The 16729-nt window shown below is 54.8% G+C and carries 13 protein-coding genes; 5 read left to right on the forward strand and 8 right to left on the reverse strand.

The genetic code is table 11. The annotated features are described in order from the left end of the window. Window positions 1–6: 6 nt before the first annotated feature. From lldD to ACCW76_RS13260, 4 genes are all read right to left on the reverse strand, one after another. Window positions 7–1197, reverse strand: a complete 1191-nt coding sequence (gene lldD / locus ACCW76_RS13245) for an FMN-dependent L-lactate dehydrogenase LldD (protein ID WP_045833890.1) — start codon at window positions 1195–1197, stop codon at window positions 7–9. After that, a complete protein-coding gene (gene lldR, locus ACCW76_RS13250) occupies window positions 1197–1982 on the reverse strand; it encodes a transcriptional regulator LldR (RefSeq protein WP_436338742.1) in 786 nt (261 codons plus the stop codon). Before lldR ends, lldD begins: the two co-directional genes overlap by 1 nt. Beyond that, window positions 1979–3628 (reverse strand): L-lactate permease, encoded by a 1650-nt coding sequence (gene lldP, locus ACCW76_RS13255; protein WP_034830465.1) that lies wholly within the window; start codon window positions 3626–3628, stop codon window positions 1979–1981. Before lldP ends, lldR begins: the two co-directional genes overlap by 4 nt. 228 nt (window positions 3629–3856) lie before the next feature. Continuing rightward, window positions 3857–5026, reverse strand: coding sequence for a cyanate transporter (locus ACCW76_RS13260; protein WP_436338743.1), 1170 nt, complete (start codon window positions 5024–5026; stop codon window positions 3857–3859). Between the two features lie 87 nt (window positions 5027–5113). Here ACCW76_RS13260 and ACCW76_RS13265 point away from each other — a divergent pair, with 87 nt between their 5' ends. Next, on the forward strand, window positions 5114–5974 hold the full coding sequence (locus tag ACCW76_RS13265; protein ID WP_436338744.1) for a LysR family transcriptional regulator: 861 nt from the start codon (window positions 5114–5116) through the stop codon (window positions 5972–5974). 89 nt (window positions 5975–6063) lie between these two features. After that, window positions 6064–7431, forward strand: a complete 1368-nt coding sequence (locus ACCW76_RS13270; protein WP_436338745.1) for an amidohydrolase family protein — start codon at window positions 6064–6066, stop codon at window positions 7429–7431. 78 nt (window positions 7432–7509) lie between these two features. Here ACCW76_RS13270 and ACCW76_RS13275 read toward each other — a convergent pair whose 3' ends face one another. Next, window positions 7510–7707, reverse strand: a complete 198-nt coding sequence (locus tag ACCW76_RS13275) for a hypothetical protein (protein ID WP_038648725.1) — start codon at window positions 7705–7707, stop codon at window positions 7510–7512. Between the two features lie 388 nt (window positions 7708–8095). Here ACCW76_RS13275 and dbpA point away from each other — a divergent pair, with 388 nt between their 5' ends. From dbpA to ACCW76_RS13290, 3 genes are all read left to right on the forward strand, one after another. Beyond that, window positions 8096–9475, forward strand: a complete 1380-nt coding sequence (gene dbpA / locus ACCW76_RS13280) for an ATP-dependent RNA helicase DbpA (RefSeq protein WP_045813735.1) — start codon at window positions 8096–8098, stop codon at window positions 9473–9475. A 125-nt stretch (window positions 9476–9600) separates the two neighbouring features. Next, entirely contained in the window at window positions 9601–10563 is a 963-nt protein-coding gene (locus tag ACCW76_RS13285) for a chemotaxis protein (protein WP_045813734.1), read from the forward strand. A 300-nt stretch (window positions 10564–10863) separates the two neighbouring features. Continuing rightward, window positions 10864–12420 carry a methyl-accepting chemotaxis protein gene (locus ACCW76_RS13290; RefSeq protein ID WP_436338746.1) on the forward strand — a complete coding sequence of 519 codons (1557 nt, stop codon included), beginning with the start codon at window positions 10864–10866 and terminating at the stop codon, window positions 12418–12420. A gap of 37 nt (window positions 12421–12457) precedes the next feature. Here the strand turns inward: ACCW76_RS13290 and ACCW76_RS13295 are convergent, their stop codons facing one another. The 3 genes from ACCW76_RS13295 to ACCW76_RS13305 all read right to left on the reverse strand — a co-directional run bounded on the left by ACCW76_RS13295 (window position 12458) and on the right by ACCW76_RS13305 (window position 16547). Further along, complete coding sequence (locus tag ACCW76_RS13295; RefSeq protein WP_436338747.1) at window positions 12458–13747, reverse strand: HAAAP family serine/threonine permease; 1290 nt, start codon at window positions 13745–13747, stop codon at window positions 12458–12460. A gap of 500 nt (window positions 13748–14247) precedes the next feature. Then, on the reverse strand, window positions 14248–15243 hold the full coding sequence (locus tag ACCW76_RS13300) for a glycosyltransferase family 2 protein (RefSeq protein WP_436338748.1): 996 nt from the start codon (window positions 15241–15243) through the stop codon (window positions 14248–14250). Beyond that, the gene (locus ACCW76_RS13305) at window positions 15240–16547 is read right to left on the reverse strand and encodes an oligosaccharide flippase family protein (RefSeq protein WP_436338749.1); all 1308 of its coding nucleotides are present in this window, start codon (window positions 16545–16547) and stop codon (window positions 15240–15242) included. Before ACCW76_RS13305 ends, ACCW76_RS13300 begins: the two co-directional genes overlap by 4 nt. Window positions 16548–16729 lie beyond the last annotated feature (182 nt).

Genomic DNA, 16729 nt, shown 5'->3' on the forward strand with positions numbered 1-16729 from the left:
CGCGCTTCAGCTCACGGCACGCGGTCGAGCCGGATGTAAACCCGCTTCGCTCAGCAGCGCATTTGCCTGCACCAGCGAATCCTGGGTGATCTCAGCAATGCTTTTTGCCCCGGTCAGCGTCATCGCCACTTTCATCTCTTTCTCAATCAAATTCAGCAAATTCTCAACGCCACGCTGGCCATGGGTCGCCAGCGCATAGATAAAGGCACGGCCCAGCAGCACCGTATCTGCACCGAGCGCGATCATACGCACCACATCCAACCCGTTGCGGATACCACTGTCGGCCAGAATGGCAATATCGCCTTTCACGGCGTCTGCGATCGCGGGCAGTGCACGTGCCGATGACAGCACACCATCCAGCTGACGTCCGCCATGGTTAGAGACCACTATGCCGTCCGCGCCGAAGCGCACCGCATCACGCGCATCTTCAGGATCCAGAATGCCTTTGATCACCATAGGGCCATCCCAGAACTCACGAATCCACTCCAGGTCTTTCCATGAGATCGACGGGTCAAAGTTATTGGCCAGCCAGCCAATGTAATCTTCCAGACCGGTAGGTTTACCGAGATAAGCAGAGATATTACCGAGATCGTGCGGACGGCCATTCAGCCCCACATCCCACGCCCACTGCGGATGCGTCACCGCCTGCCAGTAGCGACGCATCGCCGCGTTTGGCCCGCTCATGCCCGAATGCGCATCGCGGTAGCGCGCGCCCGGCGTCGGCATATCCACGGTGAAGACCAGCGTCGAACAGCCCGCCGCTTTCGCGCGTTCCAGTGCGTTACGCATAAAGCCACGATCGCGCAGCACATACAGCTGGAACCACATCGGACGATTAATGGCAGGCGCCACCTCTTCAATCGGACACAACGATACGGTGGAGAGCGTGAACGGAATGCCTTTCAGTGCCGCTGCACGCGCGGCCTGCACTTCCCCGCGTCGCGCGTACATGCCGCACAAACCCACAGGCGCTAACGCGACCGGCATCGACAGCGTTTCGTTGAACAGTTTGGTTTCCAGACTGAGATCGGACATGTTCTTCAACACACGCTGACGCAGTGCCACGTCCGACAGATCGGACACATTGCGCTTCAGGGTGTGTTCGGCATACGCGCCGCCGTCAAGGTAGTGGAACAGGAACGGGGGCAGGATGCGTTGCGCCGCGGCGCGATAGTCACTGGCTGCAGAGATGATCATCAGTTTTTTTCCTTACGATTATCCAGGGACTCGCCTGGCAAGCGGGTAATCCGCGCCTGCCGGGCTTCATCTTCATGGAGCGATTTCAAGGTGGTATGCACAAAGCCGAGGTGATCCATCGCCGCCTGGCGTGCCGACTCGGCATCACCGGCCATCACCGCATCGAACATCGCCTGGTGCTGTTCATTCAGGCGATTAAAAATCACCGGCTGGGTGTACATGCGCTGGCGGCTGTGCAGTACCGAAGACTGCAGCAAATCGAAGAAACCGCGCATGGTTTGCAGTAGCACCACATTGTGCGAGGCCTCAGCAATGGCGAGATGGAAGCGCAGATCGGCCTGCGCCGCGATATCAGGATCGTCACAGTCGTGCATCTTCAGCAGCGCATCAAAGGCAAGACGCAGCTTCTCTTTATCCGCTTCCGTGGCACGCAAGGCGGCGTGCCAGGCGGTACTGGCTTCGATGGCGTGGCGCGCTTCCAGGATATCCCAGCGATAATCCGGGTCGTCCGCCAGCAGTTGGCGAATCGGCTCGACAATCCGCTGTTCCGACCAGGGTTCCTGCGGCTCACATAGCCAGGTACCCCCGCCGCGTTTACTGATTAACACGCCGCTACTGATCAGCTGCTGAATCGCCTCACGCAATGATGAGCGTGACACACCGAACTCAGCGGCCAACTGACGCTCGGCCGGTAAGCGCATACCCGGCTCCAGCTGATGTTTCTCAATCCAGGCGAGCAATCGCGCCCGTAGCGTTTCCGCTAATCGCGGCGTGTTTTCTGTCATGGAATCATCCAGGTTAAGACATAAGCTTGCAGCGTCGTGATCACCCCCACCATACAGGTGAAGATCAGACTGTGTTTAACGGTAAAGCGGAACAGATCCGACTCTTTACCCACCAGCCCCACAGCGGCGCAGGCGATGGCGATCGACTGAGGTGAAATCATCTTACCCGTCACGCCCCCCGTGGTGTTGGCGGCCACCAGCAGCACATCCGACACACCAATCTGCTGCGCGGTGGTGGCCTGCAACGCCGCGAACAGCGCATTAGAAGAGGTATCGGATCCTGTCAGAAACACACCCAGCCAGCCAAGGAACGGCGAGAAGAAAGTAAAGGCATTGCCGGTGTGCGCCAGCGCTAAGGCCAGTGTGGCAGACAATCCGGAGTAGTTGGAGATAAAGGCGAAGGCCAGCACCATACCGATTGAGTAGATGGGCAATGCCAACTCTTTCAGCGTCTCACCGAAGGTCTGGATCGCCGCAGCGGGCTTCATGCGCAGCCAAATCACTGACAGCACCGCCGCCACGATAATCGCTGTGCCGGTGGCTGACAGCACATCAAACTTGAAGATGGCCGCATAAGGCGTTGCCGCACTCACCACTGGTGGCATACGTGCCACCAGCTCATGCAGCAGCGGCACCGGAACGCTGAACACCCAGTCATACATCACGCCACCTTTAGCAAACAGCGCTTTGAACGGCGGAATGCTCCACAGGGTGACGGTAGCAGTGAGGAACAGGAATGGCATCCACGCACGCACAATCTGGCCCAACGTATAGCGCTGAGAGGTTTGCGTTGGGTCAACGGCGGTTTTCTCATCGAAACGGAAAATACGTACTGGCTTCCAGCGGCGCAGGAACAGCGTGAGGCAGATGAGAGAGGCCAGTGACGAGATAATGTCTGGCAATTCCGGGCCAAGGAAGTTGGAGCTGAGGAACTGCGCAATGGCGAACGATCCGCCCGCCACGATCACCGCTGGCCATGTTTCCTTGATACCGCGCCAGCCATCCATAATCGCCATGATCCAGAACAGCACAATGATGGTCAGGAACGGCAATTGACGCCCGGCCATTTGCCCGATCTGGAAGCTGTCGAGTCCGGTGACTTGCCCGGCGACAATAATCGGAATCCCCATCGCACCAAAGGCCACTGGCGCGGTGTTGACGATCAAGCATAAGCCAGCCGCGTACAGCGGATTAAAGCCTAATCCCACCAGCAGGGCTGCGGTGATCGCCACCGGTGCGCCAAAACCCGCCGCCCCTTCGAGAAACGCGCCGAAGGAGAAACCGACGATCAGCATCTGCAAGCGCTGATCGGGAGTAATCGAGAGGATCGAAGCGCGGATAATGTCGAATTGCCCGGTTTTCACCGAGATTTTATACACAAATACCGCCGCGACGATGATCCAGGCGATTGGCCACAGGCCGTACAGGAAGCCATACACCACGGAAGCCAGCGCCTGGCCCAACGGCATGCCATACAGAAACAGCGCCACCAGCAGTGCAATCACCACCGTGGCGGTGCCCGCCTGATAGCCTTTCAGCTTAAGCTTCAGCAGCGCGAAGAAGAAGAACACAATCGGAATCACCGCCACCAGGCTGGAGAGCCACAGATTGTTGAGAGGATCGTAGTTTTGTTGCCACACCGGCATGCCGTTATCTCCAGAGGTTACCAGATGAGTGCAGCGCAACGGCAATGCAGGTTTGCGCCGCAGGTCTTGCCCTTCTGCTCACTGAAATTGGTAGGACCAAAATGCAGTGCGGGGCTTTCTGGCTCCAGATAGTTAATGCATTGTTAACCTAAAGCAACGACGCTGGGGTGATTTTTCGTGTTATGTGACGATGTGGCAACATTTAAATCGTTTTGGTAGGACCAATACTCACTCTGTCTGACCAAAGGCCCGACGATAACTGTGGGGATGAAAGCGAAGATTCAGCACAATCAATCCCACCGTCACGGCGCCCTGCATCATCCACACGCTGGTAAAACTGTGCGTCAGCGCCTGCAACTGACCGGCGATAAACGGCATACATCCGGCGATGATGAAACCTGCGCCCTGCATAAACGCCACCAGCCGTGCACCCGCCTGCGGATGTGGCAGGTGATCGAGCGCCAGCACCATCGCCAGCGGGAACGCAGCCCCTAAACCAAATCCGGCAATCGCGGCCCACAACCATGGCGCCAACAGGGGGGCAAACAGGAAACCGCACATACCGACCAGCTGGCAAACCAGACTGATGATCAGCTGTGGACGGCGATCCGCCTTGCGCGCCAGCAAGGGCATCAACAACGCGCCTGCCACCTGGCAAAGGATCATCACGCCCAGCAATGAGCCGCCCGCCTGTGCTGACCAGCCAAGGTGGTGATAAGCATCCGGAAGCCAGGCGACGCAGGTCGCATAGCCGCCATTGACCAGGCCAAAACTGAGTGCCAGCGACCAGGCGCGCGGTTTGCGCCAGAGCGAGGGCATAGAGACCGACTCTGCGCTTTGCGTCACCGGCACACGCACGATCCACCACAGCACAATCGCCAGCAATACGGGCAGTGCCCAACCGGTGAGCGCCAGTGACCAGCCGAAATGCGCGCTGAGCCACGGCGAGAGTGCTGCCCCCAATCCGCCGCCGCCCATTAACGCGCCCGCCCACAACCCGGTAACCGGGGCGCTGCGCTGAGCAAAGCGCTGACGAATCAACCCTGGCATCGCCATCTGCACCACGCCAACCCCCAGCCCGGCAAAAAGCGCGCTGACCACCAGCCATTGCCCGTCGTGAATCACACCGCGTGCGGCCAGCGCCAGCAGCAGCAGGATCAGCCCGGCGATCAACAAACGTTGCAGCGGAACACGTTGCATCAGGGAGGCACTGAGTAGCGCCACCGCGCCCATCATCACCATCGGCACGGCGGGTAACAACGAAGCGGCAATCGAAGAGAGGTTCATGGCCTGGCGAAGTTCGCCCAGCAATGGGCTAACAGAGGTCAGTAACGGACGCATATTGAGCCCGGCCAGCACCAAAGCGGCGAGCGTCAATCCGTTGGAATGTCGGTTCATACACAATCCTGCAGTAGAAAGGTTGTCAGGGTCGCAGCAATGGTTACTATTTGGAAATGAAATAACACCATAGCGATCAGTGGAAAAATGAATCGTCAGCCGATGTTTACGCCGCAGCAGTTACTCAGTTTTGTCGCGGTATGTGAAACCGCCAGCTTCACACGCGCCGCTGAGCGCGTGCACCTCTCGCAATCCACCGTCAGCCAGCAGGTTCGCCGCCTGGAAGAGATGATTGGTAAAGCGCTGCTGGAACGCACCTCGCATCAGGTGGTGTTAACTGAGGAGGGAGAGAAATTACTTGGCTATGCCCGCCGGATCATTGCGCTCAACGGCGAAGCTCACGATGTACTGAGCGACAAGTGGCGCGATGGCGTCCTGCGCCTTGGCGTGCCAGAGGATTTTGCAGCCCCCACCGCAGCACTGCTGGCACAGTTTAGTCGCGAACATCCTCAGCTGCGCCTCGACGTGATGAGCGGCATGTATGTCGACTTGCATCGTGCGTGGCAGCGAGAAGAGCTGGATATCATGCTGATCAAGCACCCCGGCGGTGAACGTCCGCTGGCAGCGCGACCGGAACCCCTGCTGTGGCTGGACAGCGCCGAACACCCCTGCTTTGAGCAGACGCCAGTGCCGCTGGTGGTATTTCCCCAGCAGGGACTGTATCGCGAGGAGATGTGCCAGACGCTGGATGCGCTGGGCCGCAGCTGGCGCATCAGTTATAGCAGTGCCAGTCTGGTGGCGCTCGCCAGTGCCAGCGCGGCGGGTTTAGGCTTGACCTTGCTGCCTGCCAGCTGTCGTCTGCCGGGGCATCGCGTGCTGGATGAAACTTCTGGTTTACCGCCGATCAACCACTTCGAACTGGCGCTGTTTTGCCGTTCCCCACAGGACGATTTGCAGCAGGCGCTGTCCGAGGCGTTAGTCGAATTTTGCCAGTTGAAGTGGCAGTGATTTTTCCACTGCTCAGCAGTGGGAAATATCGCAGCGCCGCGACCCGGGTTTTGCCAGATTAACGTTTTCCTTGTTGACTGGAGCCTCTGATGCACCTCATTTCACCTAGCCGTCGCGATTTCATTAGCCAGGGCGTCCGCCTCACCGCCGCCGGAAGCCTGCTGGCAGCCGGCATGAGCGCCGCCGCTCCCTCGCCCTCTTCCGCCGCAGCGCCAATCTCTGCGCCGCCACCGCGCGTGGACCATTACCAATTGCTCAACGTACGCCTCGAAGAAGGCTTTGAGCGTGACGGCAACGACATCATCGCGACGCGGACAGCGCTTTACGATATCACTGTCAAAGACGGCAAATTTGCCGCCATCGAAGCCGCCGGTACAGCGCGCAATGCCGACATTCCGCAGTGGGATGCCCAAGGCTCGCTGCTGTTGCCGCGCACCCGTGACATGCACATCCACCTGGACAAAACATTTTACAGCGGCCCCTGGCAAGCCCCGCGTCCGCGCCAGGGCAAAACCATCATGGATATGATTGCTCGTGAGCAGGTACTGATCCCGCAGTTGCTCCCCACATCGCAGGCGCGTGCTGAAGCATTGATCGGCTTATTGCACAGTAAAGGCACCACAGAAGCACGCAGCCATTGCAACATCGATCCGGTGAGTGGCCTGAAAAGCCTGGAGCATCTGAAGCTGGCGCTGGCGAACCACCCCGAATTTCCCTGTGAAATTGTCGCCTTCCCGCAGCACGGTTTACTGCATTCAAAAGTGGATGGCCTGATGCGCGAAGCGATGCAGATGGGCGTGCAGTACGTGGGTGGACTGGATCCCACCAATGTGGATGGCGCTATGCAGGCCTCGCTGGATGCCATGTTCCAGATTGCGCTGGATTTTGATCGTGGTGTCGATATCCATCTGCACGAAACCGCGCCGTCTGGCGTGGCAGCCATTCAGTATATGGTGGACACCATCGCAAAGAACCCGCCGCTCAAAGGCAGAGTGACGCTGAGCCATGGTTTTGCGCTGGCCACGCTGGAAGGCAAAACGCTCGATAAGATGATTGCAGGCATGGCTGAACAACAGATGAGCGTGGCGTCCACTATCCCCATCGGCAAACTCACCATGCCGTTACCGCAATTGCAGGCCGCGGGCATCACGGTCATGACCGGCACCGACAGCGTGATCGATCACTGGTCACCGTTTGGCACCGGCAGCATGCTGGAGAAAGCCAACCTGTATGCGCAACTCTATCGCGGTTCGGATGAGTTTGGTTTGAGCCGGGCACTGCACATTGCCACCGGCGGCATCCTGCCGCTGTCGAACCAGGGCGAGCGCCAGTGGCCGAAAGTGCAGGATGATGCCAGCATGATGCTGGTTGAGGCGAGCTGCTCCGCCGAAGCGGTGGCACGAATTTCCCCGGTGCGTGCCACCTTCCAGCGTGGTACCGCGGTGTTCAGTGCCTGAGATCAAAAAAGCCTCCGTGAGGAGGCTTGATGAACGGTAAATGCAGGGGCGGCATGCGCCCACTGCAGATGGCTGGATTTACGATAACATCTGAATCGCCAGCGCATACAAACGCTGGTTTTCATCGTCGCTAACTGGCTCTTCTTCCGCGTAACAGGCAATCATGGAGCTGACTTTATCCGAAGATAAGGTCTCTCCGTGCAGATGCAGGGTTAACACGGCGCGGCCGACGATTTTCAGAATGTCTTCGTTTTGTCCCTGGACGTAAAGACTCAAAGTGGACCTCTGAATATATTATTGTTTGCCAAATGGCGCGCCAAATATAAAGCAAAACGGCAGGTTATTTTAATCGGAATTTTACCCATCTTAAGTGACACATAAGCGTAACATAGACAAAAACAGGTCTAAAAGACGCTATATAGTCCCTTTATCAACGCTAATTACACCTTTTCATTCAAGAAAGACGTTTCACACCATTTAAAGCAACCAGGCACGCAGACAAAAATGATTAGAATTTTACATCTATAAAAGGCGATTAATTAGCCAAACGATCACCACGCTAATTGATTTCGCCATGTTATCAATTGCGCGATTTGCATTGCCGATAGCAGCCCTTTCTGCGAGACTGACCGCCGCAATCCTGACCGCTATTTGAGACATTCCCGTGACCGCTTTTTCTACCCTGACGCAACTCCCTGCCAGCCAACTCGACAACCTGCGCGAGATGGGCTTCGACGCCATGACACCTATTCAGGCGGCTTCATTGCCCGCCATTCTTGAAGGGCGCGATGTGCGTGCGCAGGCGAAAACCGGCAGCGGTAAAACGGCAGCCTTTGGTATTGGCTTGCTGCAACGCATCGATATCAGCCGCTTCCAGACCCAGGCTTTGGTGTTATGCCCTACCCGCGAATTGGCGGATCAGGTGAGTAATGTGCTGCGCCAACTCGCGCGCTTCACGCGCAACATTAAAATTTTGACCTTGTGTGGCGGCCAGCCGATGAGCGCGCAGCGCGATTCGCTGGTGCATGCGCCACATATTGTGGTCGGCACGCCAGGCCGTATCCTTGATCATCTCAAGCGTGACAATCTCGACCTCAACGCACTGCAGACGCTGGTGTTAGATGAAGCCGATCGCATGCTGGAGATGGGGTTCCGCGACGACATGGAAGCCATCATCGGGTTCACGCCGGAAGCACGTCAGACACTGCTGTTTTCTGCCACCTGGCCAGACACCATTGCCAGCCTCAGCCAGCGTTTCCAGCGCGATGCTCTGGCCGTTGCCACAGAAGATAAAGCCGAATTACCCGCGATTGACCAGCAATTTATCGAAGCCAGCGCCAGTGAGCGCGGCAATCTGCTCAGTGCTCTGCTCAGCCAGCAGCAGCCTGCCTCTTGCGTGGTGTTCTGTAATACCAAACGTGAATGTGATGATATCGCCGCCGCGTTGAACGATCGTCAGATCAGCGCGTTGGCGCTGCATGGCGATCTGGAACAGCGCGACCGTGAGCGCGTCCTGATCCGATTCGCCAATGGCAGTATCCGCGTGTTGATTGCCACCGATGTGGCCGCGCGCGGGCTGGATATCAAATCGCTGGCGTTAGTGGTGAACTTCCAACTGGCCTGGGATCCTGAGGTGCATATCCACCGCATCGGCCGCACCGGTCGCGCGGGTGAGAAAGGGTTAGCCGTGAGTTTTGTCGCGCCCGATGAAATGGTGCGTGCTAATGCACTGGAAGAGTATCTGAGCCAGAAACTCAACTGGGTTTCCTCCGCCACCTTGAAGGGCAAAGCGGCGCAAGCTCTGCCTGCCACTAAAATGACGCTGTGCATTGATGGTGGTCGCAAAGCCAAAATCCGCCCGGGCGATATTCTCGGTGCTCTCACCGGTGAAGCCGGATTTAGCGGCGATCAGATCGGCAAGATCGACCTGACGCAGACACATGCTTATGTCGCGATCGATGCGGCACAGGCGAAGAAAGCGCTGATCAAGCTGAAAGAAGGCAAAATCAAAGGCAAAAGCGTCCGCGCCATCCTGCTGAAGTAATCCCCTTTCGCGCGAGGGCATCCGCTCTCGCGCTAAAATTTCTGCCCGCCCCTTCATTTTTTTCCCGCGCTGCCGATAAGTTAATCATTGCCCCTTTACCTGCCCAGATTCCGCTTGAGGCCATGATGGATAATTTTCAGAAAGAGATCGATGAACGCGCTAACCTTGCGCTTTCCAATAAATTCGAACTGCTGCTGTTCCGCCTGGGTTCCGATCAGCTGAAAGGCAAATCTGAGCTCTACGGCATCAACGTATTCAAACTGCGTGAAATCGTGCCAATGCCGACCATTACCCGTGCGGCGGGTATGCAATCACCACTGCTCGGTATGGCCAGTATTCGCGGTCAGTTTATCCCGGTCATCGACCTGCCCGCGGTGACCGGTTGCAAACCGGAAACCGGCCTCAATCTGCTGCTGGTCACCGAATATGCGCGCAGCACGCAGGCCTTTGCTGTGGAGTCGGTGGAAAATATTGTGCGCCTGGACTGGAATCAGGTGCACACCGCTGAAGCCGGCATTGGTAGCCGCAATATCACCAGTATCGCCTGCCTCGACACCGACGGTCAGAGTAACAACCTGGCGATGGTGCTGGACGTTGAGCAGATTCTGTATGACATCATCCCTTCCGTGCGCGGCGTTGAGCCGAGTGCTGAAACGGCAAAAGACTTCAACCTCAAGCCCGGCCAGGTGGCGATTGTCGCGGAAGACTCCAAAGTCGCGCGCCAGTTACTGGAGCAGGGTCTGAAAAGCATGGGCATTCCAGCCATCATGCATAACACCGGTCTGGAAGCCTGGATCAAAATTAACGAGATGCAGAAAGAAGCCGCCGCGGCAGGCGAGTCGATCCACGACAAAATCGCGCTGGTGCTGACCGATCTCGAAATGCCAGAGATGGATGGCTTTACACTCACGCGCAATATCAAACGCGACGACGCATTACGCCAGATTCCGGTGGTGATCCACTCCTCGCTCTCCGGCAGTGCCAACGAAGACCACGTGCGTAAAGTCGGCGCCGATGGCTACGTGGCAAAATTTGAGATTAACGAACTGTCGAGCGTCATTCATCGCGTACTGCAGAAGAAACGCTAATCCTTTTTATCTCCTCCCTTTTCCAATCAGGCGCGATTTTCGCGCCTTTTTTACGCCCTGCCTGCACCCACACACACCGATCCACTCATTAATCATGTTAACGATTTTGTGACGCACCTCTAAAAAATTAAAGTTAAAACATTAACAACCGATAACTGATAGCGCTTGAACCGGTGCTGCCATACCAGATTAATTACGCCCGGTAAGTATCTTTACCTTATAAAACATCAGCCTGATGCAGGCCAACTGCCTGCTTTTCCGTCTTGAAAACAACACTATTTAGCATTACGGGGAGAACCAATGTTGAGCTTAAAGAATATGAAAGTGGGCGCCCGTTTAGGGATAGCCTTCGCGCTTGTGGTGGCCCTACTGGGCGTAGTCGGTGTGACGTCGATTATGAAAATCAACAACATTAAAAACGGCATCACCTCTATTGTGGAAGACCGCTATGTCAAAGTCCGTTTGGGATTTGACGTGCGCGATGGCGTGAACGATCAGATCAAATACCTGCGCGGCATGGTGATTGACACGCTGCGCCCGGAAAACAACGCACAGCGTTTTAAGCAGTTGGATGAAGCGACCGATCGCACCAACACGGCAATGAAGAAGATCGAAGCGATTCAGACCACCGAAGTGGGTAAGAAGAAAATCGCTGGTCTGCTGGCCGCCAGCCAGCTGTTTGAAGCACAGAAGAACGAGGTATTGGACTTAGTGCGTGCTGGTAAACTGGATGAGGCCAGCACTTATGTACTGAAGAAAATTACCAGCACCCAGAATACCTTCCTCGATAGCGCGGTGGCTTTTGCCAACTCACAGTCAGATCAACTACGCAAAGAGGGCTCTGGCATTATTGATGACGGCTCTACCGCCATCGAAATTACGCTGATCTTCTCGGCGATCGCGATTGCCGCCTCCGTGCTGCTTGGCTTTATGCTGACGCGCTCAATTGTGCGTCCGCTGAATGAAGCGGTGTGCATTGCCGAGAAAGTCGCGGCGGGCGATCTTAGTTCACACATTGAAGTCAGCGGTAAAGACGAAACCGCCGTGCTGATGCAGGCACTGCAGGCGATGAACGATAACCTGCTGACGATTGTGTCGAACGTACGCGCCGGTTCTGACACCATTGCCGTCGCGTCAAATCAGATCTCCAGCGGTAACATCGATCTCTCATCCCGTACCGAGCAGCAGGCCAGCTCACTGGAAGAGACCGCCTCCGCCATGGAGCAAATGACCGCGACCGTGAAGCACAATGCGGATAACGCGCGTGAAGCCAATCAGCTGGTGGCCACCACCTCAACCGTCGCCAAAGAGGGTGGCGTGGTGATGGAACAGGTCATCGAGAAGATGGAAGCGATCACCCTCTCTTCTAAGAAGATCGTCGATATCATCAGCGTAATCGATTCCATTGCCTTCCAGACCAACATTCTCTCACTCAACGCTGCGGTTGAAGCCGCTCGCGCGGGAGAACAAGGCCGTGGATTTGCCGTGGTGGCGACAGAAGTGCGCAATCTGGCACAGCGCTCCGCCTCTGCCGCGAAAGAGATCAAAGTCCTGATTGAAGATTCAGTCTCGAAAGTGGATGAAGGCAGCCGTCTGGTGACACATGCGGGAACCACCATTGGTGAAGTGGTGAACAGCGTGAAGAGCGTGGCGGATATCATGAGTGAAATCACCATTGCCAGCAGCGAACAAAGCAGCGGTATCAGTGAGATCAATCTGGCCATTACCCAGATGGAAGCGGTCACTCAGCAGAATGCCGCGTTGGTGCAGGAAGCCTCTGCCGCTTCACAAGCGTTGCAGGAGCAGGCCGATCGACTGGCGCAGTCAATGAGCGTCTTCAAGACAGCGGCAGTGTAAGACAGAGCGGCGCGAGGAATCGCGCCGCCCTTTTGCATCAATTCATCAGCGAATACGCAATCGACGAAATCGCTAACAGGCCAACAATGACCACAAACACATTGCTGATTTTGCCACTGTACTGACGCATCGCCGGGACTTTCTGAATCGCGTACATCGGCATCAGGAACAGAATCATCGCAATGATCGGTCCGCCCAGGGTTTCAATCATCCCGAGAATGCTCGGATTCCAGGTGGCAACCAGCCAGGTGGTCAGCAGCATAAAGCCAGTTGTCACGCGGTTCAGACGCTGAGGCGATACGTTTTTTCCCCGGCTGCGCAGCGATTTCACCACAATTCCATTGAAGCCTTCACGCGCGCCCAGATAGTGGCCGAGGAACGATTTGGTGATGGCGACCATCGCCACAATCGGTCCCATCCAGGCAATCATCGGCACATTAAAGTGGTTCGCCAGATAGGAAAGAATGGTGATGTTTTGATCTTTCGCCGCCTGCAAATCCGCGGGTGACAGGCTCAGCACGCAGCTGAAGACGAAGAACATCACCGTCACCACCATCATCAGGTGTGCGCTGGCGAGAATGCGTGAGCATTTCTTTTCCGCGCCTGCGCCATATTCATTGCGCTTCGCCACCGCAAACGACGAGATAATCGGCGAGTGGTTGAAGGAGAACACCATCACCGGAATCGCCAGCCACAGCGTCATCCAGATGCTGCTATCGCCCGTACTCTGGCTGAATGACAGCGTTTCCAGGGCTGCGCCGTGCCAGTGTGGTACCAGATAAGCCGCCAGCAACATCAGCACCGCGACAAACGGGAACACCAGCACGCTCATCGCTTTCACGATCATCTGCTCGCCAAAGCGCACCACGGTCATCATGCCAATGATCAGGACCAATGACAGCACCACGCGCGGCGGCGACACCATACCGAGTTGGTGCACGATGAAGCTGTCGACGGTGTTGGTGATCGCCACGCTGTACATCAGCAGGATCGGGAAAATAGCGAAGAAATAGAGCAAGGTGATGATCTTGCCGGCGCCCACACCGAAATGCTCTTCCACCACTTCAGTAATATCTTCACCGGGATTTTTACCCGACAACACAAAGCGCGTCAGAGCACGGTGTGCATAGTAGGTCATGGGGAACGCGAGGATTGTCATAATAATCAGGGGGATTAGACCACCTGCACCTGCATTGATAGGCAGGAACAAAACGCCTGCGCCTATCGCTGTACCGTAGAGGCCCAGCATCCACACGGTATCACTCTTACGCCAGCCTGTTGAACGGGCCTCAACCGTGCCCTGCGCAACGGTTTGTGAGTTGTCCATCTGTCTCTCCAGAATTTAAAGCTTTTTAAACAATGCAGCCGAAATTACGGCGGCTAAACATGCCATTGGTGCGACGGGGCACATGCTACGCGTTTTTGACGGCTTAAGGTTGCCTGAACGCAAGACATGCATCACAAAGCCGTCATAAATGCGTAAATCGGTCATTAAACCAACAAAATTGCATGACTTACGCACGCAAACGTTTGCATGGGGCGCTATTTGACCTGAGAGCATGCTGGAGTGCAAGGATTTGTCGGGCTCGAATGGCAGACTGCCCAGGGTATTAGCAGGAGAATCATGCGCGAGACAGCGAGGAGTGAAAGGCGGGTCGTGCTGGCAGGGAAAATGTGGCAACGGCGAACCGTTGCCACAGGGACTGCAGTAGAGAAAGGTGAAACTCCCCCGGCAACTGCTCTCTGGCGAAGCCATCGTTCCACTCGGTATTCTGAGGAATATCCGCAGCAGACAATGACAGAGAATAATCCCGGGGGAATTTCAAATCAGAATGCGCGCATTCTGTAGAGTGCATAAAGGAAATAGTACGCTGTGATAGTATTCAAATTCATAATCATGTACTTCAGTTTTTCATTTTTATTCAGCAGAATGAAAATCCCTTTCGAGTATTTCCCCCGCTTTATTTCATTAATTTCCTGCGCAATATCCGCAGGTGAAAACGACGAATGATACATCGCTGTGACAATTTGCATGTCTAACGCCAGCACGCGTTTTGAAATGCCTTTTAACAGGTAATCGAGATTGCTTCCCTGATATTTCTCAACGATAGAATCATACAGTGTGGTCAGAAACTGTTTCCTGACTTTAAGCTCGCTGTAATGAACCTTTTGCTTGGATAATGAACCGGCAACATCTTCATAATGGTAGGGCGTTCCCTGAGTGACCAGAAAATTGCTAATACAGCTGAAGAATTTGAGGTTAAATAACAGGTCCTCACTCATTGAGATCCCCTCGATAAAGCGCAGATTCAGCTCACTCAGTATCTGGCGGCGATAACACTTGTTATGCAAATAACCGATGTTATCGCTCATCTCCAGCTCACCGAGCACATAAGGAATATCCTCATTGCTGAAGAAGCCAGCCCGAGAGACCTTGCCCACGCGACCGTCGTTGAGGTTGCCTACCATCAGATCTATCGACTCCGTTGGCCATGCCTCCAGATTCTGTTTGAAGATCATCAGGAAATCATCATCCACCCAATCATCTGCATCGAGGAATAGAACATATTCCCCACTGACCTGCTGCAACCCGCTATTGCGAGCCGCGCTGACACCGGCGTTCCTTTGGTTGATCACCGTGACCTGAGAATAACGTGAAAACTCCTCCAGTACGTTTAGGGTTGAATCAGTGCTACCATCATTGACCACCACAATTTCATAATTGCTGAATGTCTGATTAAGTACACTCAGCAATGTCCGCTTGATGGTTTTTTGTGAGTTATAGACGGGAATAATAATACTGAAAAGTGGTTTTTCATTCATGATAAACTCTCTTTACTGTCTGAGGTTTTGTAATTGACAAATAACTGCCATAGTTTCCTGGGGTTGAAAAAAATCTGATGAATACGCATCACCGGTTGCGCAGTGAAGAAATAATTAAGCAGCGAGAAAGAGAGGAATTCGGTTAATACCACGCTGAGGGCAGCGCCGGTTAAACCCAAAAGTGGCACCAATAAAATGGACGATGCCAGGCAGATAATTAATACCGCAAAGGTCTTTTTCACTAAAAAGCGATAACCGTTGTACTTAATAATAAAACGGTCCATTAAGCTGCTGAGCACACCGCACATCGCACCCACACTGAGCAACATCGTCGGCGCGATGGCATCGAGATACGCCTCGCCGTAAAAATCACGGATAAACCAGCCCGAGAGTTGCCATATCGCCATGATTACGATGGCAGATACTCCCAGCACCAGCAGATGCAGTTTTTGCGCTTTGATAATTGACTGCTCATCATCACGCTCGGCAAAGAACGCCGGAAAAAATGAGGCCAACAAGGCATTGGGTAAAAACACCCATGAGGTTGCCAGCGTCATGGCGACAGCAAATATCCCCGCCTCTTTTACGCCAAGGAAATACGAAACGCTGAGTTGGTTGACGCGGGTATAAATCGCGATGGCGATCACCGAGAACACCAGCGAAATGCCGGAAGCCACCATGTAGCGCGAATACTTTTTGATGTGGCGCAGCGCCGGGATCGGCCCCTGGCGATGATAGCGCCAGAAGATCGCCAGCTTGATGCTGAACGGCAGCAATGTGGCCAGCACAATGGGGATCGCCAGAAACTGAGGATCCAGTTGCAGATATGAAATAATGAAGCGCACTGACAGACTGATTGCGAGGCCAATCACGTTGGCGATCACATTGAGTCGGGCGTTGAGCATGGCCTCGTTGTAGATATTGACCAGATCAATCGACGAGAACAGACAGGCAATCGCCGCTGCGCAGATAAATACCAGCGCTTCACGGCTCCACGCCTCTCCCATGATCACCATGCCGCTGAGCGCTAAACCGCAGTAGATCAGCATCACCAGCAGAAAAGTCGCCATCATCAGGCGAATACCTGAATGACGATTTTGCGAAATACGCTTCAGCAAAATCACATCGCTGCCCATAACGGCAATCGACTGAATAAACTGAAACACCAGCATGGAGAGTGAGATAATGCCGAAGGTGGTCGGTCCAACATATTTCGCGACATAGGACGTCACGAAAATCAGACCAAACACCGCGATGAGTTTTTCAGCAATCATCCACATCGAATTTTTTAATTTATCTTTCACAGATCAACCTCAGTGAGATTCATGGCTAAGCCAAACTTCACGTCCCTTTCGTCCGGCTTAACATTAACTTTGATTTATTTAGGAGTTTCCTCAGGCAGGAATTACCGGCCTTTAAACGCTCATAAAACGGTGGGCTAAATAAGATTATCGCTAACTAAATCGTGCAATTTTATTATTCATTC

This window comes from Pantoea sp. C8B4 (genome assembly GCF_051336905.1).
Classification (GTDB): Bacteria; Pseudomonadota; Gammaproteobacteria; order Enterobacterales; family Enterobacteriaceae; genus Pantoea; species Pantoea rwandensis_B.

What these genes read in the sequence shown, in the direction of transcription:
- lldD (WP_045833890.1), bottom strand. Translation starts at nt 1,197, where the DNA reads ATGATCATCTCTGCAGCCAGTGACTATCGCGCCGCGGCGCAACGCATC.
- lldR (WP_436338742.1), bottom strand. Translation starts at nt 1,982, where the DNA reads ATGACAGAAAACACGCCGCGATTAGCGGAAACGCTACGGGCGCGATTG.
- lldP (WP_034830465.1), bottom strand. Translation starts at nt 3,628, where the DNA reads ATGCCGGTGTGGCAACAAAACTACGATCCTCTCAACAATCTGTGGCTC.
- ACCW76_RS13260 (WP_436338743.1), bottom strand. Translation starts at nt 5,026, where the DNA reads ATGAACCGACATTCCAACGGATTGACGCTCGCCGCTTTGGTGCTGGCC.
- ACCW76_RS13265 (WP_436338744.1), top strand. Translation starts at nt 5,114, where the DNA reads ATGAATCGTCAGCCGATGTTTACGCCGCAGCAGTTACTCAGTTTTGTC.
- ACCW76_RS13270 (WP_436338745.1), top strand. Translation starts at nt 6,064, where the DNA reads ATGCACCTCATTTCACCTAGCCGTCGCGATTTCATTAGCCAGGGCGTC.
- ACCW76_RS13285 (WP_045813734.1), top strand. Translation starts at nt 9,601, where the DNA reads ATGGATAATTTTCAGAAAGAGATCGATGAACGCGCTAACCTTGCGCTT.
- ACCW76_RS13290 (WP_436338746.1), top strand. Translation starts at nt 10,864, where the DNA reads ATGTTGAGCTTAAAGAATATGAAAGTGGGCGCCCGTTTAGGGATAGCC.
- ACCW76_RS13295 (WP_436338747.1), bottom strand. Translation starts at nt 13,747, where the DNA reads ATGGACAACTCACAAACCGTTGCGCAGGGCACGGTTGAGGCCCGTTCA.
- ACCW76_RS13300 (WP_436338748.1), bottom strand. Translation starts at nt 15,243, where the DNA reads ATGAATGAAAAACCACTTTTCAGTATTATTATTCCCGTCTATAACTCA.